We start from the raw sequence: 24,169 nt of genomic DNA, 5'->3' as shown, positions 1-24,169 counted from the left end.
GGAAAAAGATGGTACAGAAGATCAGCTATTGCCGGATTTGCCAGGCATCCTGCGGCATCATCGCGAATGTCGAGGACAACCGCATCGTCCAGATCGTCGGCGATGCCGACAATCCGCTGTCGCAGGGCTTCACCTGTCCCAAGGGACGGCGCGGGGGCGAATTGCTGGCCGGCCCTTCGCGACTCACCCAATCGCTCAAGAAACAGCCCGACGGCAGCTTCGCCCCCATCGATCCGCTGGTGGCGGCGGCGGAGATCGGCGCCAGGCTGACGGAGATCATCGGTGAGAGCGGTGCCGAGTCGGCCGGCATGTTCCGGGGAACGCAGCAGGCGTTCAACAGCCTCACCCGATCCATCGCCGCCGCCTGGTGGAAGGGGGTGGGATCGCACAAGATCTTTTCCACCATGACCATCGACCAGTCGGCCAAATGGGTCGTGAGCGGCCGCATGGGCGACTATATGGGCGGGCGGCAGGGCTTCGACGATGCCGATGTGTGGATGCTTGCGGGCACCAATCCGCTAATCTCCGTCAATGGCGGCACGGCGGACGGGGTGCTGATGCACAACCCCTCCGCCTCGCTCCGCGCGGCGCGCGAGCGCGGGCTGAAGCTGATCGTCATCGACCCGCGCCGCACCGAAACCGCCTATCAGGCCGACATCCACCTGATGCCGGTGCCGGGACATGACGCCCTGATCTTCGCGGGCATCCTCAACATCATCCTGTCCGAAGGGCTGCACGACCGCGAATTTTGCGATCGCTTCGCCGACGGAGTCGAAGCGCTCGCCGATGCGGTCGCATCGGCGACGCCACAGCGCGTGGAGGCGGTCACCGGCATCCCGGCCGGCCAGTTGCTGGAGGCCGCCCGGCTGTTCGCGAAAGGCCCGCGCGGCATGGTGTCGACCGGCACCGGCGTCTGCATGGGTCCGGATTCCAACGTCGCCGAGCATCTGGCGACCTGCATCAACGTGGTCTGCGGCCGCTACCGGCGGGAGGGCGAACCCGCCTTCGGCCCGGCGGTGATGATGCCGGACCTCCCCGCGCGTGCCGAAGTCTCGCCGCCCGCGCGCAGTTGGGAACGCGGCTGGCGCAGCCGGTTCGGCGCCGGCGTCCTGATGGGCGAATTGCCCTCCTGCACGCTGAACGACGAGATATTGGAGCCGGGCGAAGACCGCATCCGCGCGCTCATCGTCTCGGGCGCCAACCCGCTGCTCGCCATGCCGGACGCGGATCGCACGCGGCGGGCCTTCGCGTCGCTCGACCTGCTCGTCGCCATCGACACCCGCCTCTCCGAAACCGCGCAGATGGCCGACTATGTGATCGCCCCGACCATGTTCTACGAACGCGGCGACCATACGATGACGATGGAATATGTCTTCCCCAAACCCTATGCGATGGCGACCGGCCCCATCGTCGAACCGCCGCCGGGCACGATCGACGACTGGCGCTTCTTCTTCGAACTGGCGCGGGTGATGGACATTCCGATCCGCGTGTCCGGACGCGACCTCGACATGGACGCGCCGCCTTCGTCCGAAACGCTGCTCCAATGGGCGGCGGGGCGCGGCCGCGTGCCTCTGGCGGAGATCGCCGCCGCGCCGCACGGGCTGCTCGCCGCGCCGCGACAGGCGAAGGTGGAACCGGCATCCGACGCGATGAAGGACAATCGCCTCCAGCTCATTCCCGAAGATGTGGCGCAGGAAATCGCTGCCGCGCTCGCCCGCCCCGGCGCGGGCGATGGCGAACTGCGCCTGATCGTCCGGCGCATGCGCGGCATCATGAACACGCTCGGCCGGGAGTTCCGCGACATCGGCGACGGTTTCAACCCCGCCCATTTCCATCCCGGCGACATGGCCCGGCTGGACATTGCGGAGGACAGCCAGGTCCGCCTGACCTCCCGCCATGGCAGCGTCACGGCCGTTGCCCGCGCCGATCCGACGCTGCGCCCGGGCTGCGTGTCGCTGACGCATGGCTGGGGCGGGCTGGACCCCGCCTCGGCGCAGGGGGTGAATGTCAACGTCCTGACCGGCCATGACGCGCTCACCCAGACGGTCAACCATATGCCGGTGCTGACCGGCGTCCCGCTGATGGTGGAGCGCGCCGCATGACCTATGTGATTACGCAAAGCTGCTGCGTCGATGCCGCCTGCGTGCCGGTCTGCCCGGTCGACTGCATCCATCCCACCACCGACGAAGGCGACTTCGCCAAGGTCGAGATGCTTTACATCGATCCCGTCGCCTGCGTCGATTGCGGCGCCTGCGCCGAAGCCTGCCCGGTGGACGCCATCGTGCCCGACCATGGGCTGACGGAGGAGGATCGCTGCTTCGCCGATTTCGCCAACGCCTATTATGCGGAAACCGGCCGCGCCCCGCGCCGCCCGGTCCTGATGGCGGGCAGGCCGGAACGGGCGGACGCCCCTGAACTGCGCGTCGCGATCGTCGGCACCGGACCCTCCGCCTGCTATGCCGCGCTCGACCTGCTGGAGCGGCGGGACGTGCGTGCCGAGATCATAATGATCGAACGGCTGCCTGCCTTCGGCGGACTGGTCCGCTATGGCGTCGCGCCCGATCACCAGCGCACCAAGCGCGCCGCCGACGCTTTCCAGCGCCAGTTGGCGCGCGGCGGCGTCCGCTTCCTCTTCAACATGGAGATCGGCCGCGACATCAGCGTGGCCGAACTGCACGCCCATTTCCACGCCATCATCTATGCCGTCGGCGCGCCGGGCGGACGCAACCTCGGCATCGCCGGGGAGGATTTGCCGGGCGTCCTCTCCGCCAGCCGCTTCGTCGGCTGGTATAATGGCCATCCCGATCATGCCGGCCTCGCCCCCGACCTGTCCGGGCGCCGCGCGGTGATCGTGGGCAACGGCAATGTCGCGCTCGACGTGGCGCGCATCCTGCTCGGCAGCGAAGCGGACCTTGCGACGAGCGACATCGCCGCCCCCGCCCGCGCCGCGCTGGCCGGCAGCGCCATCGAGGAAGTCGTCATCCTCGGACGGCGCGGCCCCGCGCAGACGGCGGGCACCGCGTCCGAACTCTCCGCCCTCGCGCGAATGGAGGATATCGACATCATCGTCGACGCGCCGCCCGCCCTGCTCGATCAGGACGCTTCCGGCAGCTTCGCCGAACGGCTGAAACGCTCGCTGCTCGCCGATATGGCACGGCGTCCGCTGCGGGGCCATCGCAAGCGCCTTGTCTTCCGCTATTTCCGCGCGCCCCTGGCCATAGAAGGCGATGGCCACACCGAACGCCTGCTGCTCTCGCGCACGGACGATGCCGATGCCGCGCCGGAAGCGCTCGACTGCGGTCTCGTCATCAGCTCCATCGGCTATCGCGGCGCGGCGCTGGAGGGCCTGCCCTATGACGAGGCACGGGGCATCTACCCCAATGAAGGCGGCCGCATCCTGCCGGGCACCTACGCCACCGGCTGGATCAAGCGCGGCCCGTCCGGAGTCATCGGGTCGAACCGACGCTGCGCCGCCGAGACCGTCGACGCCCTGATCGCGGATTTCGGTGCAGGACGGCTCCCCGCGCCATCCGGCGACGACGCGGCCTTCGCGGCGCTCGCAGGCGCCAGGCGATCCGACCATTTCGGCCTCGACGGCTGGGAACGGATAGACCGCCACGAACGGGCCAACGCCACCAGCCCGGCGCAGGTCCGCGCGAAGCTGACCAGCATCGCCGAACTGGTCGCCGTCGCCAAAGGCTGAAAATCGAGAGGAGCCGATCCCATGCCGGAAACCGACTTGCGCGACATAGCCGGGGGAGAGGATGTCTGGGCCGTCTATGTCCGTCACGCGCCGGGGGCGGTGCGACGCATGTCCGCTTTCGTGGCGCCGGTCGTCGCGGCGGGCCATATCTCCGAAAAGCTGCGCGAACTGATCTGGATCGGCGTGGATTCGGTCGTCACCCATCTGTTCCCCAGCGGCATCGCGCTCCACGCCGGACTGGCGCTCAAGGCGGGCGCGACCGTGCCGGAGATCATCGAAGTGCTGCGCCTCGCCACGGAAGCGTCGGAGCGGTCCTACGGCCCCGCGCTGCTCGCCATCCATCAGGAACTGGAAGCCGCGGGCGTGCGGCCTCCCACGGCACCGCCCGCGGCGGTCGAGGCGGCCCGCGCCTACAAGAGCGCGTTCATCGCCCGGGCAGGCTATTGGGACGAATGGATGGATATCGCCATCACCCATATGCCCGACCATTTCACCGCCTGGCTCGAACTCACCAACGCCATCGAGGATGAACCGGCGCTCGACGCCAAGAGCCGCGCGCTGATTTCCATCGCGCTGTGCGGATGCGCGCCGCTCGCGAATGTGGAGGGCGTGCGGCGCCACAGCCGCCTCGCCCTTGCCCATGGTGCGTCGGCCGAGGAGATATATGCCGCGATGCAACTGGGCATGGGCCTTGGCAGCCATGCCTATATTACGGGTATAGATGCCATGCGGACGGAGCTGGAAAGACAGGCGCTTCCTGCCTGATCCGAAGGCCCGGCGGAAAAGATGGAGAGGATGATGGAATATCGCTTGATGGGCCGGACGGGGGTGGAGGTCAGCCCCATGGCGCTGGGCTGCATGATGTTCGGGGACCGCACCACGCCGGAGGATTCCTATGCCATCATTGATCGCGCGCTGGATGCCGGGATCAACCTGCTCGACACCTCCAACAGCTATGGCCGCGGCCGGAGCGAGGAGGTGACGGGCGACGCGCTGAAGCGCAACGGCAGGCGCGACCAGGTGATCCTGGCCACCAAATATTATATCCGCATCGGCGAAGGGCCGAACATGATGGGCTCGTCCCGCCGCTTCATCATCGAACAGTGCGAAAAGAGCCTGCGCCGCCTCAAGACCGATTATATCGACCTCTACCAGCAGCACCGGCCCAATCCCAACACCCCGATCGACGAGACGCTGCGCGCGCTGGACGATCTGGTGACATCGGGCAAGGTCCGGTACATCGGCACTTCGACCTTCGCGGCATGGCAGGTGATGGAGGCGCTGTGGACATCCGACCGCCAGCGGCTCAACCGCTTCGTGACGGAACAGCCGCCCTACAATATCTTCGAGCGCCGCATAGAGCGCGAGCTCATCCCCATGGCGCAGACCTATGGCCTGGCCGTCCTGCCCTGGAGCCCGCTCGCGGCCGGGCTGCTGTCGGGCAAATATGGCCATGGCAAGGCGCCCCATCCCGACGAGGCGCGCTATGCCCGCTGGCCGGGCAATCCGCTGGAAAAGGCGCGCTGGGTCCAGCCGGTCTACGACGCGGTGGAAAAGCTGGCGGCACTGGCCGAGGCGAAGGGCTGCACCCTGTCGCAATTCGCCCTCGCCTGGGTGATGGGCCAGCCCGGCGTCACCAGCGCCATCATCGGCCCCCGCACCATGGAACAGCTGGAGGACAATCTGAAGGCACTGGAGGTCAGCATCACGGACGAGGATCGCAAGGCCGTCGACCGGATCGTGCCGCGCGGCGGCATGGTCGTGCCCTATTATGAGGCCGAATTCGGGCCGCACCCGCACCGTATCTAGGACGCATGGAATTTTCCGATATCAAGCAAAGAGGAATGCAGGAATGGCGGATTTGAAGGGCAAGACGGCACTGGTCACGGGCGCGTCCAGGGGCATCGGCACGGCTGTCGCGCGGCGGCTGGCCGCCGACGGCGCCGCGGTGATCGTCAACTATGTCCACAGCGAAGCGGAAGCGACGGCGCTGGTGAACGAGATTGTGGCCAAGGGCGGCCAGGCCTTTGCGGTGCAGGGCGACTGTTCCGACCTCGCGTCGATCGACCGGATGGTCTCGGAAATCAAAGGGCGGGTGGATAGTATCGACATCCTCGTCAACAATGCCGGGCGCGGTTCGCAAAAGTCCGACATGACGCTCGCCGGATGCAGCGTCGAGGAATTTGACGCGCTGTTCGGGCTCAACACGCGCGGCCTCTTCTTCCTGACGCAGAAGGTGCTGCCGCTGCTGCGCGACGGCGGCCGGATCGTCAACTTCTCCTCCACCGCCGTGCTGGCGCGCCTGCCTGGCCTGGGCCCCTATGCGGGGACGAAGGCGGCGGTCGATGCCTTCACCCGCGCCTGGGCGGTGGAACTGTCCGCGCGGCGGATCACCGTCAATTCGATCCAGCCGGGCATGATCGACACCGATTTCATCACGCGCGGCATGGGCGACGAGGCCAAGGTCCGCTTCGCCAGCCGCCATCCGCAGGGCCGGATCGGAACGCCGGAGGACATGGCCGATCTGGTCGCGCTGCTGGTATCGGACGACAGCCGCTGGGTCAGCGGGGAAAGCATCATCGCCGCCGGCGGGGTGTGATCTCCATCCTGTCGGGCCGGCACCGGAAGGATGGCGGTCATGACAGGGCGGCGGATGCCCCAACCGGCCGGGATATATGCATCTCGCGCCACCGGTTCGGCGGCATCCCCTCCCATTCGCGGAAGGCGCGATAGAAGGAGGTCGTATCCTGATAGCCGAGCAGGCAGGCGACCTCCTCGATCTCGGTGGCCGGATCGGTCAGCAGATGGCGGCCAAGATCGCGGCGCGCCTCGGTCAGCAGGTCGCGAAAGGTCGACCCCTCCTCCGTGATGCGCCGTTGCAGCGTGCGGTCGCTCATGCCGAGCTGCTTCGCCATGTCGGAGAGGCCCGGCTGGCCGCTCGCAAGGCTCCTCTTGAGCATGATCTTCACCTGTTCGGATATGGAACTCTGCGCCTCCAGTTCGGCCAGCGCGGTCCCCAGCGCAGGCGTCAGCATCTCCAGCATTTCCGGGTTATGGCCGGGAAATGGCCGGTCCAGATCGGCCGCGTCGAGCAACAGCAGGTCGCGCGGCGCACCGGTGCGGATCGGGCAGCCGAAATAATCGGCATGGGTCGCGCCCACGGGTCCCCGCCGGGACAGATCCAGCCTGCGCGGCACGATGAGCCGCCCGGTGGAGCGCCGCCCCAGTTCCACCAATGTCGCAAAGGTGATGTCGACCGAGATATCGGGTTCCGGCCCGATGGCGAAGGGCCATTCCACCCAGATGGCGCAGTCTCCCCTCGTCTCGACGATCCGCAACTGCTCGGGCGTGCAGAGCCGCTTGAACCGGGCCAGCCGCGCCAGCCCGTCGCGATAATCGCGGGCATAGAAGGCGGCGAGGCTGGAGGGCGGATGCACGGCGGTGTCGACTTCCCGCACCATGCGGACGCCCAGCGCCGGATCGCCCGACAGATCCGCCAGCGCCTGCATCAGCGCGAAATATTGCGCCGTGCCGACAAAGGCCGGGCCGCCAAGATGCAAGGTCAGCGGCAGCCGCGCCTGCCGCAGCAATGCGGCGGGCCGGATGCCGAACTGTTCGGCCGCCCGCCAGAATGCCTGCGGTATCTTGCACTTGTCGACCTGCGCCATCAGCGGATTCCTACCATGGCCTTAGTCTCCAGATATTCCTCCAGCCCCGCAAGACCCCAGATGCGTCCATTGCCCGATTGCTTGTAGCCGCCGAACGGAGCCTGAAGATCGGGATTCGCGCCATTCAGCATGACCTGACCCGCGCGCAACTGCCCGGCGACGCTCTGGACAAGGGCCTCGTCGCCGCCATCGACATAGGCGGCAAGGCCGAAGGGCGTGTCGTTGGCGATGGCGACGGCCTCGTCCACCGAGTCATAGGCGATCAGCGACATGACCGGCCCGAAAATCTCCTCGCGGGCGATCTTCATGCCGTTGCCGACGTCGGTGAAGACGGTCGGACGGACGAACCAGCCCCCTGCGCAGCGCTCGTCCCGCCCTTCGGGATGCCCCGGCCCGCCGCAGAGCAGCGTCGCGCCTTCGTCGATGCCGGACTGGATGTAGCGCTGCACCGTATGCCACTGCGCTTCGTTGGCGACCGGTCCCATGAACATGTCCGCCAGCGGATCGCCGACCCGGATCGCTTCGGCCGCCCCAAGGATCAGCGCCTCCAGTTCGGCCTTGCGCGCGCGCGGGATCAAGGTCCGGGTGGGGGCGGCGCAGGTCTGGCCGCTATTGCTCATGACCTTGGCCACCGCTCCCTGCGCGGCGGCTTTGAAGTCCGCGTCCGGCAGGATGATGTGCGGCGACTTGCCGCCCAGTTCCAGGCTGACGCGCTTGACCGTTTCGGCGGCGTCCTTCTGCACCTGGATGCCAACGCCGGTCGATCCGGTAAAGGCGATCATGTCGACGTCGGCATGACGGCTGAGCGCGGTGCCGATCACCGATCCGCGCCCGTTCACCAGATTGAACACGCCCCTGGGCACGCCCGCCTCATGCAGGATTTCGGCCAGCACCTGGTTGGTGAAGGGCGTGCCGGGCTTGAGGATCATGGTGCAGCCCGCCGCCAGGGCCGGGGCGATCTTTTCCGCCGACTGGAGCGCGGGATAGTTCCATGGCGGGATCAGTCCGGCGACGCCGATCGGCTCCCTCACGATCCGGGTGCCGCCCTGGTCGAGGGCGAAGTGATAATCCGGCAGCGCCTTCGCCAGCGAACGGAACTGCCCTGCGCCCGCCGCAACCGTCATGCGGGCAAAGGCGATGGGCATGCCGATATCGGCGGTCACCGCCTGCGCCATGTCCTCGACCCGCGCCTCATGCAGATCGGCGATGCGATGGAGCAATGCCACGCGGTCCTGCACGCCGACGCGCGCATAGCCGGGGAAAGCGCGCCGCGCCGCCGCAACGGCCCGCTCCACATCCTCCGCGGTCCCAAGGATCAGGCGGCCCGACACATGGCCGGTCGACGGATCGACGATGTCCTGCATCCCTTCCCCGGTGGAAGCGACCCAGTCCCCGTCGATATAATGGTTCAGAATATCACGCATCCATCATTCCTTGGATTTACAAAACCTTCGAGATGCCGGTGGCCTGACGCATCAGCCCGTCAAAGGCACGGTCGGACAGAAGGCCGCGCAGGAAGATCATCGGCTTGGCGCCAAAGCCGACCGCATAGCGCGTCTTGGGCTTCCTCGCGGTGACGGCCTTGCCAATCGTATCGGCGATGAGTTGAGGCGGCGACTGACGCTTCACGCTCGCCTCGCCGACCATGGAAACCGCCATGGCATTGGCCTGCGGCGCATAGGGGCCATGGCCCGACGTGGCGCGCAGCTTGTCCGCGGCGATACCGGCCCATTCGGTCCTGATCCCGCCCGGCTCGATCACGACGACGTCGATGCCGAAGGGCTGCACCTCCATGCGCAAACAGTCGCTCATGGCCTCCAGCGCGAATTTGGTGCCATGATACCAGGCGCCCAGCGGTGTATGGATCTTGCCGCCCATCGAGGTGATGTTGACGATCGTGCCCGATCGCTGCGCCCGCATATGCGGCAGCGCGAGCTGGATCAGCCGGACAGCGCCGAACACATTGACGTCGAACTGGGCGCGCCCCTCCTCCATCGGGACATCCTCGATCGCGCCGTAGGAGCCGTAACCGGCATTGTTGACGAGCACGTCGATGCGGCCCGCTTCGCCGATGATCGCGTCGATCCCCGCCTGCATGGAAGCATCGTCGGTGACGTCCATCTCCAGCACGCGGATGCCGGACTGGGCCAGATGCTGCATGCGATCGACCCGGCGGGCGGCGCCGTAGACGGTATAGCCAAGCGCCTGAAGCTTGAGAACCGTGGCCTCCCCGATGCCGGAGGAGGCGCCTGTGACGAGTGCGACTTTGACCATCTGTCCGATCCGTTCCTTCCAATGAGAAATCCATCCAGCGCAGGAACATGATCCGCGCCTCATGACGAGAAGTAGCCACGGCATTGCGCCATATCATTGGCAGCACGTGCCATAAGTTTTGCATGACACGCCAAAGCTGTTGCAGAACATGTCTGCCTTGCCAGGAGACGGCAATCGCGGTCCTGGTGCAACAGGCTGAAATTCCCCGCTTGGCACAACGATCCGCGCCACTATCATGATTGCGGCGCGACGGGCTTTTCGGACGAGAGTTCGACCATGGGGGACTTTATGGGTCTGGACGATCTGATGACCGAGCATCCGTGCCGGATCGCGGAGATGATCGACCGCTCCGGCACCCAGCCCGCCCCTCGCCGCCTTCTTCTCAACCATAGCGCCCCCGCTGTCCGGAGTGCCTTGCCCCGATGACCGATCCCGCTCTCCCCTGGTGGCGCGGCGCCGCCATATATCAGATCTATCCGCGCAGCTTTGCCGATTCCAATGGGGATGGCATCGGCGATCTCAACGGCATCACCGCCCATCTGCCCTATGTGGCATCGCTGGGCGTGGACGCGATCTGGCTGTCGCCCTTCTTCAGGAGCCCGATGCGCGATTTCGGCTATGACGTGTCGGATTATTGCGACGTCGATCCGATCTTCGGCACGCTGGCGGATTTCGACGCGCTGGTGGCCCGGGCACATGAGCTTGGCCTGCGCATCATCGTGGATCAGGTCTGGGCGCACACCTCCGACGAGCATGACTGGTTCATCGAAAGCCGCTCCAGCCGGGACAATCCCAAGGCCGACTGGTATGTCTGGGCCGATCCCAAGCCGGACGGATCGCCGCCCAACAACTGGCAGTCGGTATTCGGCGGCCCGGCCTGGACCTGGGATGCGCGGCGCAGGCAATATTATATGCACCAGTTCCTGCGCGAGCAGCCGCAACTGCACCTGCATCATGCGCCGGTGCAGCATCGGATATTCGATATCGTGCGCTTCTGGCTGGACCGGGGCGTGGACGGTTTCCGCATCGATGCGATCAACCATTCGATGCACGACCCCAAACTGCGCGACAATCCGCCCGCGCCCGACAATGGGAAGGTCCGCACGCGCCCCTTCGACTTCCAGATCAAGAAATACAGCCAGAGCCATCCCGACATTCCCCTGTTTCTGGAGAAGGTGCGGCAGGTCTTCGACGAATATGAGGACCGGTTCACCGTCGCCGAGGTCGGGGGCGACAATAGCGACGTGGAGATGAAGGCCTTTACCCGCGGCAACGACCGGCTGAACACCGCCTATGGCTTCGACTTTCTCTATGCGCCGGAACTGACCGCTCAATTTCTCAAGACGGCGCTGGTCAAATGGCCCGCCGAAACCGGGACGGGCTGGCCCAGCTGGGCATTTGAAAATCACGATGCGCCGCGCGCCGTGTCACGCTGGGCCAAGGGGGCGGACCCGACCGTCTATTGCCGGATGAAGATGCTGCTGCTCGCATGCCTGCGCGGCAATATCTTCCTCTATTATGGCGAGGAACTGGGGCTGCCGCAGGTCGACATCGCCTTTGAGGACCTGCAGGACCCCGAAGCCATCGCCAACTGGCCGCTGACCCTGTCCCGCGACGGGGCGCGGACGCCGATGCCGTGGCGGTCGGATGCGCCCTATCTCGGCTTTTCCAGTACCCGGCCCTGGCTGCCGGTCGGGGAAGCGCATCGCGCGCTGGCGGTGGATGTGCAGGAGGCGCAGCCGGATTCCCTGCTCCACTGGACCCGCAAGGTGCTGGCCCTGCGCAACGGATCGCCCGCCCTGCGCGCGGGGACGATCGATTTTCTCGACGCGCCGGATGGTCTTCTGGCGTTCGAACGGGCGCGGGGCGACGAACGGATGCTCTGCGTCTTCAACCTGGGCGACAAGGCGTGGGCATGGAAGCCGCGCGATGCCGGGGGGTGGACGCCGCTGCTCTCCACCGGCGGCGCGGAGGCCTGGCATTTGCCCGCCACCTCCGGCCTGGTCGCGAAGGCAGAATAGACGGAGCGGGCCTGCTGCAGCGGAGCCCGCCGTCGATCCCGGTCAGACCAGCTCGACCGCCATGGCCGTCGCTTCGCCGCCGCCGATGCAGAGGCTCGCGACGCCGCGCTTCAGCCCCCTATTCTCCAGCGCGGCGATCAGCGTCGCCAGGATACGCGCGCCCGACGCGCCGATGGGATGGCCGAGCGCCGTCGCGCCGCCGTTGACGTTCAGCTTCTCCGCCGGAATGTTGAGTTCCCTCGCCGCGATCATCGCCACCACGGCAAAGGCCTCGTTCACTTCGAACAGGTCGACATCGTCCACCGACCATCCGGCCTTTTCCAGCGCCTTGCGCATGGCTGGGACCGGCGCGGTGGTGAATTTGGCGGGCTCATGGGCGTGGGCGGCAGTGGCGACGACCTTCGCCACGATGGGCAGGCCCAGTTTTTGGGCAACGCTCTGCCGCGTCATCACCAGCGCCGCCGCGCCGTCCGAAATGGAGGAGGCATTGGCGGCCGTGATCGTGCCGTCCTTGACGAAGGCGGGCTTGAGCGAGGGAATCTTGTCCGGCCGCGCCTTGCCGGGCTGTTCGTCGGTATCGACCACGCTGTCGCCGCCGCGTCCGGCAACCGTGACCGGCGCGATCTCGCGGGCAAAGGCGCCGCTGGCGATGGCCTCATTGGCGCGGGTGAGCGAACGGATCGCATAATCATCCTGCTCGGCCCGGCTGAACTGATAGTCGCGCACCGCCTCCTCGGCGAAGACGCCCATCGCCTTGCCCGGCTCATAGGCATCCTCCAGCCCGTCCATCATCATCGTGTCGACGATCCGGTCATGGCCGATACGCGCTCCCCCGCGATGCTTGGGCAGGGCATAGGGCGCGTTGGTCATGCTTTCCATCCCGCCCGCGATCACGACGTCCGCGGCACCGGCGGAAAGCGCCTCATGTGCCATGATCGCCGCCTGCATCCCCGATCCGCACATCTTGTTCACCGTGGTCGCTTCGGTGTTGAGGCCAAGGCCCGCGCCCAGCGCGGCCTGGCGCGCGGGCGCCTGCCCCAGCCCGGCAGGCAGTACGCAGCCCATATAGATGCGGTCGACCGCATCGGTCGCGACCCCGGCACGCTCGACGGCCGCCTTCACCGCCGCCGCGCCCAGATCGGTGGCCTTGAGCGGCGAGAGCACGCCCTGGAATCCGCCCATGGGGGTCCGGGCATAGCCCGCGATGACGACAGGATCATTCTGCATGACGGAGATACCTTTCAAAGACCGGGCGCGACGCCCGTGCGCTGACGATCGGATGGGGAGCCGGACCTTGATGGCACGGACCCGTTCGCCTTTATCTACTCGTGAGTATATTGCTTATTGCTGCGTTTCTTGTCAATGGTGGGGCAAAGGAGTTTTCATTGCCCGGCAATGCCCCCATCCGCCCGGACGCCCCGGCGACGCCCTCCCCGTTCAGGACGCGCGAGGAAAAGATCAGGGACAGGGAAGAAAAGCGGGAGGCCGTGCTGCGCGCGGCGGTCCGCATGTTCAATGCGCGCGGCTTTCATGCGACCTCGCTGGACGATGTGGCGGCCTCGCTGGGCGTCAGCAAGCCGACAATCTATCATTATCTGGGCAACAAGGAACAGGTGCTGATCGAATGCGTGACGCGTGGGCTGGAACCCCTGCGCCGGGCAGCCGAGGCGGCCGGGGGCGAGCCGGGCAGCGGGCTGGAGCGGCTGCGGCGGTTCCTGGTCCAATATGCGCGGATCAACATGGACGATTTCGGCCGTTGCATGGTGCGGACCGGCGATGAATCGCTCTCGCCGGAGGCCGCCGTCCGGTTCCGCGCCAGCAAGCGGGACATTGATCTGGCGCTGCGCGGCCTGATCGAGGCGGGCATTGCGGACGGTTCGATCGCGCCGGCCGATGTGAAGTTCACCGCCTTCACGCTGGCGGGCGCGCTCAACTGGCCCGCGCGCTGGCACGATCCGGCCGGGCCGAAAAGTGCGGAGGAAATCGCTGCCTCCCTGGTCGATATCGTCACCAGCGGTCTGGCCCCCCGTTCATGACCGCATCAGCAGGCCCCCGCCTTTGGCGTCAGGACCCGCTCATGGCCCTCACCACGACCCGCCGGTTCAGGGGCTCCCTCATCCCATCTTCCGCCTCTCGAGCCGGAGATCTTTCTCCCGCACCGGAAATCTGCAAATCGGGCAGAGCCACGCCCAGCGCAACCAGGCTTTTCGCCACCATGTCCGCTCGCCTGAGGCTCAGCCGGTCATTATAGGCGTCGGGGCCCGCCCCGTCGGTAAAGCCGATGATGGACAATTTGCGGCCGGGGCCCGGGTTTGCCGCGACAAAGGCCGTCAGATCCCGATAGGCCTTTTCACTCAGATCCGCCTTGTCGAAATCGAAATAGAAGGTGAGCGAAGGCGCCTCCGGCGTCCGGACCGGCGGCTGCGGGACAAGCATGTCGCGCTTTTCGGGTACGGGATAGACGGCGGCCCGGCAATCCTCGCTGCTCCACGCCATCCCTTCCAGCCGCATATGGCGGCCCCAGCGCAGTTGCAGGCGGCATATCCGGTAGGCCGTTCCCGATCCCGTGTAGAAATTGAGGATATAATTCCACCTGCGTTCACCAAACAGGCCCTCATGGAAATGCGGCACGCCCAGCAAGGCATAGGCCTGTTTCTTGGTCATGCCCGGCGTCAGCAGACGCGGCATTTCGATGGGCAGGAAAAGGCCCTCCCGGCGGGTTGCGTGAGCGGGGTCGGGAAAATCCGACGCGGGCGCGATGTCGGGCAGGAATACAGGCTCGGCCGCCCGCGCCTGCATTGCCGACAGCGCCAGCATCAGCCCGCAAAGGCACCAGCCGCGCTTAGAATGCGACACCGAAACCAGCATTGGCACCCCCCTGATTGCGGCTGTTGTAGGTGGCGGCCGCGCGGACGATGAGGCGGCCATTGTCCGACACCTTGGACAGGCCCATGGCGATGGCATGTTCACCCTGCCAACTGCTCATGCCGAAGCCCAGCGTGCCGGTCCCCGCTTCCGAAAATTGCGGGATGCCGGCCATGGCCATCGCCGCCGCCGTGCCACCCTCCGCATCGCGGCGCAGATCGCGCAGGCCACTGTTCAACAGGTTGAACCGAATGTCCGTATAGGCATTGGCGGCATCCACCGCCTGTCCCATGCCGCCTTGCAGCTGGCGCAGGTTGACCGCATCCGTCGCCGACGTGCCGTCCGCCACATGGGTGATCTGCCGCTCGCTTCCCGCGCTGCCCACCGATACGCTGTTCGCCCGATCGGCCACGGATGCGTAGCCAAGCGCGACGCTCGATGGCGCCAGCGCCTCCGCGAGCGTGCCGACAGCCATGCTGTTGCCGCCGGAGGCTACAGCGCCCGCGCCCGCGGCCATCGCATCCGTTCCGCTGGCGACGGGTTTGGCATAGCCGGAACTGTTATTGACCTGAAGGAAACCGGCCCGCCCTTCCTGAATATCGGTGATGGCGGTCATATTATAGGCCAGTTGCACATTGGTGGCGTAAAGTTGCGCGCCGTTCACCGCATCGGTCGAGCTGGCACTCAGATTTCCGGCGGCGACCCCGGTGATCTGCTGATCGATACCACCGCGCGCCGCATTATAGGCCTGGACGGCGGGGTCGTAGGGAAGCGCGTCCTGGGACGTTCCCCCTCCGCCCCCGCCGCCGTTGGAGGCACTGGTCAATTGCGATATGTTCACCGCATCCTTGCCAGCGCTGCCGGGTGACAGGTTGCCGATCGTGGTGCCGCTCACGCCGCCCAGGATGATGCTGGATTTCGTGCTGTCCTGATATTTGACCGCCAGATCGCTCAGCACCGCCAGATCATAGCCGAGCTGGGCGATCGCCGTGCTGTTCTGGGCCACCTGATCGTTCGTGGCCTGAAGCTGCGACCCATTGATCGCGTCCGTGCTGGTGGCGCTGACGGTCCCGGGACTGAGATTGGTGATCCGCGTGCCCGAAGCCCCCTGCAAGGTGACGAGCGTGCGCGCGCCACTGTCATATTGCACGGCATTGCCCGCCAGCGTGCCCAGCGCGTCGTTGACCGCCTGCAACTGGGCGACATTAACGGCATCGGTCGGATTGGCGCCGGCGGCCAGCCCGGTGATGCGGCGCGCGCCGATATTCACCTCCGCACTGGCCGTGCCGCCGACGAGATAGGCGGGCAGATTGAGCGTCGACCCATTGGCGACCGATCCCGATCCCAGCGCGACGCTGCCGGCATGCGTCACCGATGCGCCCGAACCGATCGCAACCGCGTTGAATGCGCCGATGGAGGTATTGGCGAGATTGCCGATGGCGATGGCGTCCAGTTCGCCGGCATTGGCTTCCAGACCGGGCGTGCCCAATCCCGTTATCTTGTTGCCGCCGAAGGAGATGCCCTTCGGCGTCAGAAGGCTGAAACTGTCCGACGTGGTCTCACAGGTCGGGTCGGCGAGCAGGTTGACGGCATTGCCGTTGATGTCGAGCACCTGGAGGTTGATCGGTGCGCCCGAAGCCGCGTTGCTCAGTGCAGAACTGATACCCAGATCGATATTCACGAGCGGCAGGGAGTTCAGCGTCGATTCCACGGGCGCCAGCACGGGCGTGATGACGTCCCCGATGGTCTGGGTCAGCACCGATTTGGGCAGGCTGACGCCCGAACAGGCGCTGACCACATTGGCATGAGCGGCGATGCTCTGGCCGGCCCCGGCAAGCAGCGCGGCCGTGATCAGCCCCCTGGTCCATAGTCCGGCCGGAACATGGCAGGATATTTCTGGCGGTGCTTTGTACGGCATGACCTGGCCCCTGTTGCCAGGAACATCCGCTCACCTCTCCTGTGATCGGTTGAGCCGAATATTCCATCTCCCAGGAGCAGGATGCAACGCTCGCGGCTAAAAGCGTGCGAAGGCCGGGGAGCGTGATTTTACGAAAAATACATATCGCGAATGGCCACCCGGATCGGCCCGGCAATTCAGAAAAACTCTCAATTTTGATGATTTAGCAGGATTTTTTTGGCAATATCGGATCGACAGAGAATCATCGTTACGATAGCGTTTCAACAAGGCTGAATGCCCGGATGTAAATTACGAACATCGCGCGGCCATGCCAGGAGAGAGAGGGAGCGCAGGATATTGGACGACATTCCCTCAGGCCAGATTGTTACCGCGACGGCTCTGATTCGGCATTTCGCGGCCCATTCGCGGCACGCGCTGAACGAACCCGTCCACATCATGAATCATGGCAATATCAATCTCTCGCTGATTTCGACCGAATTGTTCCTTCGCCTGTCCAAGGGCCAGCGGCATCTTCCCGACATCAGCCATCCGTCCGCCGGGTTCGATATCCTGCTCGACATGATTTCGACGCAGGTCATCCTGACCGACGAAAATCTCCATGTGGTACGTATCAATCTTGCAGCCCGCCAATGCATGGAAGTGAGCGAACAGGAAGTGCGCGGAACACCGCTGCCTCAGTTGCTGGCCGACCAGGAGCATCATTTCATCGCGCGCGCGCTCGACCGGGTACGCGAAACCGGCCTCGCGGAAGAGTTCGAGCTCAACATGCCCGGCCGAAAGTCCCAGGTCTTCCGCTTTCGGATCACGCCCTTCCCCGGCGGCTTCGCCTTGTTGTCCGATGAAATCAGCGACCGGATAACGTTGCGCGATCATGATGCGCGGACCGCAGCCTATGAGGCGCTCATCGACGACATGCCGGGCCTCGCCAGGGGCAGTTTCAATATCAGGGGCAATGTGACCCATGCCTCTTCCGCGCTCGCGCGATGGCTGGGCACTGATGAAAGCCGCATTATCGGCGTCAGGTTCGCCACCCTGTTCGATGCTTCGAGCCGGGCAACGATCAGCGACGCCATGGAAGACCTGCTGACCTCCGGAACCCCGTTCGGCATGGCGGCCGGGCTTGTGGGCAACGACGCCGGAAGCAAGGCGATCTGGCTCCATGCCGCGCCGCTTCACGTGGCCGATGGACAGGTGGGGGGCGTCTTCCTGATCGGCACGGCGGCGGAAGGCAGCCCCTCGTCCCTCAATAGGTGATGGTGACGATCACGCTGTCTGCATAGGGGCCGGCCTGCACCCATTGGCCCGCGGGAATCCGGCCATAGACGGGAACGGTCTGGCTGAAGGACAAAAGGCCCGTCAATGTGGCGCTGACGATGCTGGTGCCTGCCGAACCCGTGCCCCAGATCGTTGTCCGGCTGCTGTTGGTATAGAGATTATAGTTCAGGCTCGCGGCACCCTGCGTCATTTTGCGGGCGAGCGCATTGCCCGAATTGCCGGGGCTCATGGCCATGTCTATGGTTCCGGCCAGCGAAACGAGGCCGGTGCAGCTCAACGAGACGGTGCCGGAGCCGTCCTTGGGGCTGGAGGCACCGGGGTCGTAACCGCCAAAGCTCACGCCCGTGGTCGAAGCCGAACAACTGCACAGCGTGCAGGCCCAGCCCGGCGTGGCCATGGTCATCCCGGCCAGCGCGACCAGCCCATATCCGATAGCCTTCATCATTGTCCCTCCGGCAATGGCATGCAGGGCACAGGCGCGATCTTCGCCATGGACTGGCCGACAGGCAAGGCCGGAACGACGGCGCGGCATGCCGTGGCCGCTCCTCTCAGCACGACCTCCTGCCCTTCCTGTGCATCGGCCAGAAATATCGCGCCGTCATGGCCGCTGATTCCGGAAACGGAACCGCCGGTGGAGACGGCCAGGCCTTCCGGGACGGCGGCGCCGCCCGCATCGACCACATGCAATGTGACGGGACGGGCGGACGGTCCCCCAAAATTGACCCTGACGGCTTGCCTGTAGCCTGGAACCACGCTTTTCTCGGCCGACATGACCATCGTGTCGATGGGCAGATCGTCCAGATCCACGGCGATCCGATTGACCGAATAGGGTTGCAGCCCGGTAATGACAGCCCGGCGGCCCTCCCCCGCCTTGCGGGCCACCGGGCGATTTTCGAAAAGGACGGTCACCTCCTGATCCGCGGTCACATCGACGACGGCAAAGGCATAGTCGAGCTGCGGAACGGCAACGATCCGCCCGCCCGCCCGCAACAACGCGCCCCTCGCCTGCAGACGCACGGCTTCGGTGTCGCCCCAGCGGCTCGCCGACAGATCGATGTCGCCCGCCGCCGTGCGCCATGTCAGGCCGCCTTCCGCGATCGCAACACCCCCCTCTTCGCGTGAGGCGAGAAGGCGATAGCCCCAACCCTCGTCCGGCGGCGGCGTATGGGTGACGCTGGCGGCAATGCGTTTTCCATCGACGAACAGCCCCGCGCTGGAGCGTGCGCCCAGGGGCAGGGTGAACGATCCGAACAGGCTGTTATTCCGTTGTTCCGCCGTCCTCGTCTGCCGCACGCCAAACGCCAGCCAGGCAGGCCCGATATTGCCCCCATAGGACAGCGATCCGGTGGCAAAATGATGCCCCTGCCCCATGTCATTCTCCAGATAATTGGCATTCACGCTGCCGATGCGGCCCAGGGGCAGGCTGCCCGCCACGATGAACTCGCGGCGCTTGTCCAGGGACGGCAACGCATCCCCAACCTGCACGAAGGCAGCGCCTTCCTCCTGATAGCTGGCGGTGACGGAATAGCGCGGCGTGATCCGCTGGAACTGCGCGCGCCACATGAACCCGTCACCGGAACGGCTTTGCGACCCCGCCCCCGACAATGTCACCTCACCCCAGGAGGACAGGATCAGGCCCAGCCCCAGCCCCGCCATCTGCACGTCCCCGCTCGCCTCGACGCGCCCCGCCAATGTCAGCCCACCGCCCAGGCCATGCCGCCAGAAACCCGCGCCAAAGGGCGCGCCATAGGAAAAACTGCGCCCTCCGAAATTCCTGCGCAGGAACCCGGCCTCCAGGGAAAAGTCGTCCAGCCCTTCGCGCAGCAGGCGCGGACTGGTGTAGAAGCTGCGCGTGACGGTGCGTGCCGCGCCATTGGCGTCGCGGACGGTCATCGTCACCTCCCCCGCGCCGGTGAAGACAGGCTGATAGTCGATGGTGAAATCGCCCGGCTGCATGGTGAGGGTCTGGCGGCTGCTGGCCGCCGCCAGTTCCACCACCGACGGCAGGGCGGACGATCCGGAAAAGCGCGGCAGGGCATAGGTGATATCATCGGGCGCCAGCGAGAAATCCGTGCCCAGCCTCACTCCGGCAAAGCGAACCGGCTGGTTCCAGTCGGCTCCCCGCGTCACCGCATCGCCCAATATCAGCCGGAGGCGCTCGTCGGGAAAATCGCGAATGAAATTGCTGTCGAGCCGGACCACAGCCCGGCTGCCCATGCCCTGCTGTACCAGCGCCGTCGTGCCGAGGACGCCCCAGCCGCCCGAAACGCCCGCGTCCAGAAAGGCGGAGGCGGCCCATTGCCCGCTCGTCCGCGACAGGGAGAGATCATAGCCGATATATTGGGCCGGTGCCGCTTCCATGACCGGCAAGCTGCGCTGCCCGCCGCCGACATGCGCGCCGGGGAACAGCGACGGCGCCGCATCGATCAGCAGCGTCGCGCCCGTGCTGTCCAGCCGGGCCGACAGACCCGGCAGGCCATCCAGCAAGGAAAAATCCGCTCCATCCACGCTGATTGTCGTCATCCCCTCCGGCAATCGCAGGCCCCATTGGCGGGGCATGTCCTGCCGGACGAACAATTGCCCCTGCCTGCTCACGATCAGGCAGGGTTCGACGAGCGGCCGGCCGTTGATGACCACACCGACCGGCATGGCGCGCACCGGGGATTGTGCTTCGGGCGGCCGCGCGTCAGGCTTCGAAACCATGGGAACCGCGATGGCGACGGGCAGGTCCGACGCAATGGCCTGCCACGGCAGGGCCATGGGCACGGCGATGGCCAAAATCGATGCGCCCTGCCCCACCCGTCGCCATGCAGGGGCGGTTGCCATCGAACGCTGGCCTCACCGCTCGCTGCCGGCGCGGGAAGCGGCCAGCTTTCCCTGGGTCGTTTGCACGTCCACTCCGGCAATGCTGCTACCATCCAGCGGTCCGACCGGCAGCATGATCTGCCCGTCAGCCAGAAGGTAGAAGCCGCGATCCAGCTTCACGGCCTGCGCGCTTCCGTTCGCGAGACGCAGATTCACGCCCACCGCCTGGATATGACGGTCGCCCTGATTGGCGAGCATGAGTAGCGGTCCGTCCGCACCCTTGCCCAGCGACCAGCGCAGTTGCGGGGATGCGCCGGACTGGACACGGAACAGGGGAATGCTGACGCGCAACAGGGTTCGCACCGTGCCTGGCTCCGCCGCCGATGTGGGCAGTTCGTCAATCACAAGCCGGTAGCTTTCTTCCCGCGATCCCGCCTTGGCGGGCAGGCTGCATCGGATCAGGCGGCTTTCGCCGCCGGCTATGCTGACGATCGACGGATTGACCATCGGGCCGGTTTCCGGATCCAGCTCGTCATTGCCCGCGCTGTCCTTGCGCCAGCCAAAGCCCCTGATCTGCACCGTCGTCGCGGCCGCATCGTCATTGGCGATGCTGAAGGCACAGAATTGCCTTTCCGCCACCATCTCGATCCGTACCGGCAGGATTCGCAGCGCCGCCGCATCCGCCGGCGCCGTGACCGCCGTCAGCAGCGCGCACAATCCCCTCACCGCCAGCCCCCATCCGGACCAGGCGCCATATGATTTTCCAGTCATGGCTGATGTCTCTTCAGTAGCTCAGAGTAACAGTGACAGTATCCGTGTAGCTTCCGGCCCCAACATTCTGTTGTTGAGGGATTCGGCCATAGACGGTGAAGGATATCGGCAGGATGGTCGACGCGGTCTGCGCGACCGTATCGGTTCCCGGCGTATTACCCCAATTGGTGCTGCGTCCTGAATTGCTGTAAAGCGAATAGCTGAGCGGAGTAGCGCCGTTCAACATCTGCCGGGTGGAAACCGTGGCTCCGCCCGTACTGCCCGCATTCAATCCGACATTGAATGCAGTTCCGGGCGTACAGGTGACATTGATCGTGCTGGTCGCATCCGTCGGCGTCGATGAAGTGGGATTATAGGTTCCGAACGCCATACTGGTTGCCGTGACCAGACAGGCGTTCAGCACTGTCGCCGAAACCCCCATGGTGGTTGTGGCATCTGTTGCCCACGCCGTATTCGGCAGAAAGAACAAGGCTGCAATTATGCATGACTTGCGCACGACGCCCCCTCCCAACTCAAAGTTGAAACGCCTTAATGTAGATCAATATATGGGAAAAAGGTTAGGAAACGGTTAGCGATCTTCCTGTCATATCGAAACTTTCATGCGGCAGATTGTCGAGGGCCGGGCCGGCCGGGTCAGCTCCTGCCCCGCCGGTCATCAGCCGACGTCGTTCAACCGCAGTTCGGGGTGACGCATTTCCAGCGAACGCCTGACCCCGTCCTTCCACCGCACCTTGAGCGGCCCGGTGATGGACCGGCGCTTCGCCGGATCAGGCATGCAGTTGGGAAAGGCGAATTCCGGCTTGCGGATGAAGTTCGGCCGCCGGCCGATCAGCTCGCCCGCATATTCGAACAATTCCTGCCAATCGACCATCTCGTCGCCGCTCCAGTTGACGATGCCGGCCGGGACCGACGCGATGCCCAGCGACGGTTCCACGATGTCGCAAATATCATCCTCGTGGATCGGACCGATGATCAGCGGCCCTTCCGGCGGCAGATAGGCCTCGCCCGTTTCCACGAAAATGTCGAGGAAGCGGTCGATCAGGCCGCCGCTTTCATGTCCGCCGCCATATTGCACATTCTGGCGGCATATGACCGTCGGCAGTTCCAGGATCAGGCAAGCGGCGCGCACGGCGCCCTCTCCGGCCAGCTTGGTGGGCGCATAATGGCCGCCATAGAATCCGCCCAGGTCGGCGTCCTCGCCATAGAGATGATGCGGATCGGGATGCTGCCGGTAGATGCCAGTGGCCGAGACATGCAGGAAAGCCCTGGCGTTGCGGCAATGCTTCATCAGCCGTGCCGCGCCATCGCTATTGTCGATCATGCCGTCTTCCGAGGTCGGCGGCATCACGTCGGCGGCGATGTGCAGCACATAGTCGAAATCGGTCGGCACCTGGTCGAGCGAGCCGCGCGCGAAATCGCCCTGCACCGGAATGACGCCCAGCGCCCGCGCCGCATCCATCGATCCTTCGCGGCTGTACCGGGCCAGCCCCCACATCTCGCAGGACGAAGCGAAGCGGGTCGCGATCGCCTGGCCGATCCGTCCGGTATGCCCGGTGATGAGGATCTTCTTTCCTTCCAGCATCGTCATTCTCCCTCAGCGGAGGTTGAGGCCGCCATCGACCGACACGGCCATGCCGGTGACGAAGGACGACATTTCGGAGGTGAGGAAGATCACCACATCGGCCTGCTCGCGTGGCTGGCCCACGCGCCCCATCGGCAGGCCCGCGCCGAAGGCCTCGAGCGAGCGATCCAGCCCCTGCGTTCCCCGCAGCAGCATCGGCGTGACCGTGGGTCCGGGCAGCAGCGCGTTCACCCGGACATTCTGCCCGGCAAAGTCGAGCGCGGCCGATCGGGTCAGTCCCACCACGCCGCTTTTGGTCGCGACATAGGTCGCCATGTGCGGGGCGGGATGGTTCGCCGCCTCCGACGCCGTATTGACGATGGCGCCGCCGCCGCTCGCCAGCATGGCGGGAATCTCATGCTTCATGCACAGCCACACGCTTGTCAGATTGAGGGCGACGGTCCGTTCCCATTCGGCCATGGTGCAATCCACGACATTGGTGAAGCCGCCCGGCGTGCCCGCATTGTTGAACGCCGCATCCAGCCGCCCGAAACGCTCCACCGTCCGCGCCACCATCGCCTCGACATCGGCGGGGCTGGTCACGTCGGTGCGGATGAAGATGGCCTCTCCTCCCGCCGCCTCGATCATGCCGATGGTGTTGCGCCCCTCATCCTCATTGATGTCCGCGACTGTCACCCGCGCGCCTTGGGCGGCATAGCGCAGGGCGGTTTCGCGCCCGATCCCGGTCGCGCCGCCCGTGACCAGCGCGACCTTCCCTTCAAACAGCGGCATCCCCTCGATCCTTTCCCGGAAATCGGCTGGCGTCGCACGCGCCCCGGCCTCTAATTTTCCCACCGCTCCATCGGCAGGGACCGCTCGGTCATGCCATAGGCGCTCTCGCCGTCCCAGCTATAGAGGGCGTCGCCCTGTGCGAAGGGCAAGGGCGTGGGATGCGGTCCCCCGCCATGGGTCCAGTCGCCGAACATCGGCGTTCCCCTGGCCAGGAAAGTGCTGTTGTGCGTGCGCCCCTCGATCCGGATGCGCTCGCCATCCTCCATCTCCAGCAGCAGGTCGTGCCCCCCGCCATGCGGCTCGAACCGGGTCAGCCAGGGCGCCTCGACCACCTTGCCATAGCGTTTGGTCCGCCCGTCGAAGGTGAAGGCCTCCGAATAAGCGGGCGTGCCGTCCTTGCGCGGCGGAAAGGCCAGGATGCCGAACGCCTTGCCGCTGGGGAACAGGGCTGACAGCCAGCAATGCCCGGGAAACTCCCCCACATCGCGAACGCCCGTCCGCCGGATGCGCAGGCCG

General features: G+C 65.8%; 20 protein-coding genes and 1 pseudogene. 8 read left to right on the top strand and 13 right to left on the bottom strand.

The window, feature by feature from the left end:
• The first annotated feature begins 8 nt into the window (after positions 1-8).
• The 5 genes from MJ601_RS04845 to MJ601_RS04825 are packed head-to-tail and all read left to right on the top strand — an operon-like array spanning position 9 to position 6,302.
• Positions 9-2,102, top strand: a complete 2,094-nt coding sequence (locus tag MJ601_RS04845) for a molybdopterin-containing oxidoreductase family protein (protein ID WP_242123862.1) — start codon at positions 9-11, stop codon at positions 2,100-2,102.
• Complete coding sequence (locus MJ601_RS04840; protein ID WP_242123860.1) at positions 2,099-3,703, top strand: FAD-dependent oxidoreductase; 1,605 nt, start codon at positions 2,099-2,101, stop codon at positions 3,701-3,703. Before MJ601_RS04845 ends, MJ601_RS04840 begins: the two co-directional genes overlap by 4 nt.
• Before the next feature lie 21 nt (positions 3,704-3,724).
• Positions 3,725-4,468 (top strand): carboxymuconolactone decarboxylase family protein, encoded by a 744-nt coding sequence (locus MJ601_RS04835; protein WP_242123858.1) that lies wholly within the window; start codon positions 3,725-3,727, stop codon positions 4,466-4,468.
• A gap of 33 nt (positions 4,469-4,501) precedes the next feature.
• Positions 4,502-5,512, top strand: coding sequence for an aldo/keto reductase (locus MJ601_RS04830; protein WP_242123856.1), 1,011 nt, complete (start codon positions 4,502-4,504; stop codon positions 5,510-5,512).
• 43 nt (positions 5,513-5,555) lie between these two features.
• The gene (locus tag MJ601_RS04825) at positions 5,556-6,302 is read left to right on the top strand and encodes an SDR family NAD(P)-dependent oxidoreductase (RefSeq protein ID WP_242123854.1); all 747 of its coding nucleotides are present in this window, start codon (positions 5,556-5,558) and stop codon (positions 6,300-6,302) included.
• A gap of 37 nt (positions 6,303-6,339) precedes the next feature.
• Here the strand turns inward: MJ601_RS04825 and MJ601_RS04820 are convergent, their stop codons facing one another.
• The 3 genes from MJ601_RS04820 to MJ601_RS04810 are packed head-to-tail and all read right to left on the bottom strand — an operon-like array spanning position 6,340 to position 9,645.
• Positions 6,340-7,371 (bottom strand): AraC family transcriptional regulator, encoded by a 1,032-nt coding sequence (locus MJ601_RS04820; protein WP_242123852.1) that lies wholly within the window; start codon positions 7,369-7,371, stop codon positions 6,340-6,342.
• Positions 7,371-8,795: an aldehyde dehydrogenase family protein gene (locus tag MJ601_RS04815; protein WP_242123850.1), complete on the bottom strand. Its 1,425-nt coding sequence runs from the start codon at positions 8,793-8,795 to the stop codon at positions 7,371-7,373. The genes MJ601_RS04820 and MJ601_RS04815 overlap by 1 nt, the downstream gene beginning before the upstream one ends.
• Before the next feature lie 16 nt (positions 8,796-8,811).
• On the bottom strand, positions 8,812-9,645 hold the full coding sequence (locus MJ601_RS04810; RefSeq protein WP_242123847.1) for an oxidoreductase: 834 nt from the start codon (positions 9,643-9,645) through the stop codon (positions 8,812-8,814).
• A gap of 422 nt (positions 9,646-10,067) precedes the next feature.
• Here MJ601_RS04810 and MJ601_RS04805 point away from each other — a divergent pair, with 422 nt between their 5' ends.
• Complete coding sequence (locus MJ601_RS04805) at positions 10,068-11,666, top strand: alpha-glucosidase (protein WP_242123845.1); 1,599 nt, start codon at positions 10,068-10,070, stop codon at positions 11,664-11,666.
• A 42-nt stretch (positions 11,667-11,708) separates the two neighbouring features.
• On the opposite strand, the gene MJ601_RS04800 is transcribed toward MJ601_RS04805, so the two are convergent.
• A complete protein-coding gene (locus MJ601_RS04800; RefSeq protein ID WP_242123843.1) occupies positions 11,709-12,893 on the bottom strand; it encodes an acetyl-CoA C-acyltransferase in 1,185 nt (394 codons plus the stop codon).
• A 158-nt stretch (positions 12,894-13,051) separates the two neighbouring features.
• Here MJ601_RS04800 and MJ601_RS04795 point away from each other — a divergent pair, with 158 nt between their 5' ends.
• Entirely contained in the window at positions 13,052-13,702 is a 651-nt protein-coding gene (locus tag MJ601_RS04795; RefSeq protein WP_242123842.1) for a TetR/AcrR family transcriptional regulator, read from the top strand.
• A gap of 28 nt (positions 13,703-13,730) precedes the next feature.
• Here MJ601_RS04795 and MJ601_RS04790 read toward each other — a convergent pair whose 3' ends face one another.
• Both MJ601_RS04790 and MJ601_RS04785 read right to left on the bottom strand, forming a co-directional pair.
• A complete protein-coding gene (locus MJ601_RS04790) occupies positions 13,731-14,534 on the bottom strand; it encodes an OmpA family protein (protein WP_242123839.1) in 804 nt (267 codons plus the stop codon).
• Positions 14,509-16,449, bottom strand: coding sequence for a YadA family autotransporter adhesin (locus tag MJ601_RS04785; protein WP_242123837.1), 1,941 nt, complete (start codon positions 16,447-16,449; stop codon positions 14,509-14,511). The genes MJ601_RS04790 and MJ601_RS04785 overlap by 26 nt, the downstream gene beginning before the upstream one ends.
• Positions 16,450-16,785: 336 nt before the next feature.
• Here MJ601_RS04785 and MJ601_RS04780 point away from each other — a divergent pair, with 336 nt between their 5' ends.
• Positions 16,786-17,703 (top strand): PAS domain-containing protein, encoded by a 918-nt coding sequence (locus MJ601_RS04780; protein WP_242123835.1) that lies wholly within the window; start codon positions 16,786-16,788, stop codon positions 17,701-17,703.
• On the opposite strand, the gene MJ601_RS04775 is transcribed toward MJ601_RS04780, so the two are convergent.
• The 7 genes and pseudogenes from MJ601_RS04775 to MJ601_RS04745 all read right to left on the bottom strand — a co-directional run.
• Complete coding sequence (locus MJ601_RS04775; RefSeq protein ID WP_242123833.1) at positions 17,693-18,169, bottom strand: Csu type fimbrial protein; 477 nt, start codon at positions 18,167-18,169, stop codon at positions 17,693-17,695. The two genes, MJ601_RS04780 and MJ601_RS04775, sit on opposite strands and share 11 nt — an antisense overlap.
• The gene (locus MJ601_RS04770) at positions 18,166-20,550 is read right to left on the bottom strand and encodes a fimbria/pilus outer membrane usher protein (RefSeq protein ID WP_242123832.1); all 2,385 of its coding nucleotides are present in this window, start codon (positions 20,548-20,550) and stop codon (positions 18,166-18,168) included. The genes MJ601_RS04775 and MJ601_RS04770 overlap by 4 nt, the downstream gene beginning before the upstream one ends.
• 12 nt (positions 20,551-20,562) lie before the next feature.
• The gene (locus tag MJ601_RS04765) at positions 20,563-21,300 is read right to left on the bottom strand and encodes a fimbrial biogenesis chaperone (protein WP_242123830.1); all 738 of its coding nucleotides are present in this window, start codon (positions 21,298-21,300) and stop codon (positions 20,563-20,565) included.
• 13 nt (positions 21,301-21,313) lie between these two features.
• Positions 21,314-21,796, bottom strand: a complete 483-nt coding sequence (locus tag MJ601_RS04760; protein WP_242123827.1) for a Csu type fimbrial protein — start codon at positions 21,794-21,796, stop codon at positions 21,314-21,316.
• Between the two features lie 159 nt (positions 21,797-21,955).
• The gene (locus MJ601_RS04755; RefSeq protein WP_242123825.1) at positions 21,956-22,882 is read right to left on the bottom strand and encodes an NAD-dependent epimerase/dehydratase family protein; all 927 of its coding nucleotides are present in this window, start codon (positions 22,880-22,882) and stop codon (positions 21,956-21,958) included.
• Between the two features lie 12 nt (positions 22,883-22,894).
• The gene (locus tag MJ601_RS04750) at positions 22,895-23,653 is read right to left on the bottom strand and encodes a glucose 1-dehydrogenase (RefSeq protein WP_242123823.1); all 759 of its coding nucleotides are present in this window, start codon (positions 23,651-23,653) and stop codon (positions 22,895-22,897) included.
• Positions 23,654-23,703: 50 nt separating this feature from the next.
• Positions 23,704-24,169 (bottom strand): annotated as a pseudogene (locus MJ601_RS04745) (hypothetical protein); the annotation flags it as partial.

The organism is Sphingobium trunci (assembly GCF_022664535.1).
In the GTDB taxonomy this organism is placed as follows: domain Bacteria; phylum Pseudomonadota; class Alphaproteobacteria; order Sphingomonadales; family Sphingomonadaceae; genus Sphingobium.
The sequence above is the reverse complement of the archived record's forward strand: the minus strand, read 5'-3'. Positions and strand labels throughout refer to the sequence as shown.

Excerpts from the sequence above, each read along its gene's own strand:
- MJ601_RS04840 (WP_242123860.1), top strand. The coding sequence starts at position 2,099 with ATGACCTATGTGATTACGCAAAGCTGCTGCGTCGATGCCGCCTGCGTG.
- MJ601_RS04750 (WP_242123823.1), bottom strand. The coding sequence starts at position 23,653 with ATGCCGCTGTTTGAAGGGAAGGTCGCGCTGGTCACGGGCGGCGCGACC.
- MJ601_RS04770 (WP_242123832.1), bottom strand. The coding sequence starts at position 20,550 with ATGGCAACCGCCCCTGCATGGCGACGGGTGGGGCAGGGCGCATCGATT.
- MJ601_RS04815 (WP_242123850.1), bottom strand. The coding sequence starts at position 8,795 with ATGCGTGATATTCTGAACCATTATATCGACGGGGACTGGGTCGCTTCC.
- MJ601_RS04765 (WP_242123830.1), bottom strand. The coding sequence starts at position 21,300 with ATGACTGGAAAATCATATGGCGCCTGGTCCGGATGGGGGCTGGCGGTG.
- MJ601_RS04830 (WP_242123856.1), top strand. The coding sequence starts at position 4,502 with ATGGAATATCGCTTGATGGGCCGGACGGGGGTGGAGGTCAGCCCCATG.
- MJ601_RS04800 (WP_242123843.1), bottom strand. The coding sequence starts at position 12,893 with ATGCAGAATGATCCTGTCGTCATCGCGGGCTATGCCCGGACCCCCATG.
- MJ601_RS04785 (WP_242123837.1), bottom strand. The coding sequence starts at position 16,449 with ATGCCGTACAAAGCACCGCCAGAAATATCCTGCCATGTTCCGGCCGGA.
- MJ601_RS04755 (WP_242123825.1), bottom strand. The coding sequence starts at position 22,882 with ATGCTGGAAGGAAAGAAGATCCTCATCACCGGGCATACCGGACGGATC.
- MJ601_RS04805 (WP_242123845.1), top strand. The coding sequence starts at position 10,068 with ATGACCGATCCCGCTCTCCCCTGGTGGCGCGGCGCCGCCATATATCAG.
- MJ601_RS04845 (WP_242123862.1), top strand. The coding sequence starts at position 9 with ATGGTACAGAAGATCAGCTATTGCCGGATTTGCCAGGCATCCTGCGGC.
- MJ601_RS04775 (WP_242123833.1), bottom strand. The coding sequence starts at position 18,169 with ATGATGAAGGCTATCGGATATGGGCTGGTCGCGCTGGCCGGGATGACC.
- MJ601_RS04835 (WP_242123858.1), top strand. The coding sequence starts at position 3,725 with ATGCCGGAAACCGACTTGCGCGACATAGCCGGGGGAGAGGATGTCTGG.
- MJ601_RS04790 (WP_242123839.1), bottom strand. The coding sequence starts at position 14,534 with ATGCTGGTTTCGGTGTCGCATTCTAAGCGCGGCTGGTGCCTTTGCGGG.
- MJ601_RS04810 (WP_242123847.1), bottom strand. The coding sequence starts at position 9,645 with ATGGTCAAAGTCGCACTCGTCACAGGCGCCTCCTCCGGCATCGGGGAG.
- MJ601_RS04825 (WP_242123854.1), top strand. The coding sequence starts at position 5,556 with ATGGCGGATTTGAAGGGCAAGACGGCACTGGTCACGGGCGCGTCCAGG.
- MJ601_RS04820 (WP_242123852.1), bottom strand. The coding sequence starts at position 7,371 with ATGGCGCAGGTCGACAAGTGCAAGATACCGCAGGCATTCTGGCGGGCG.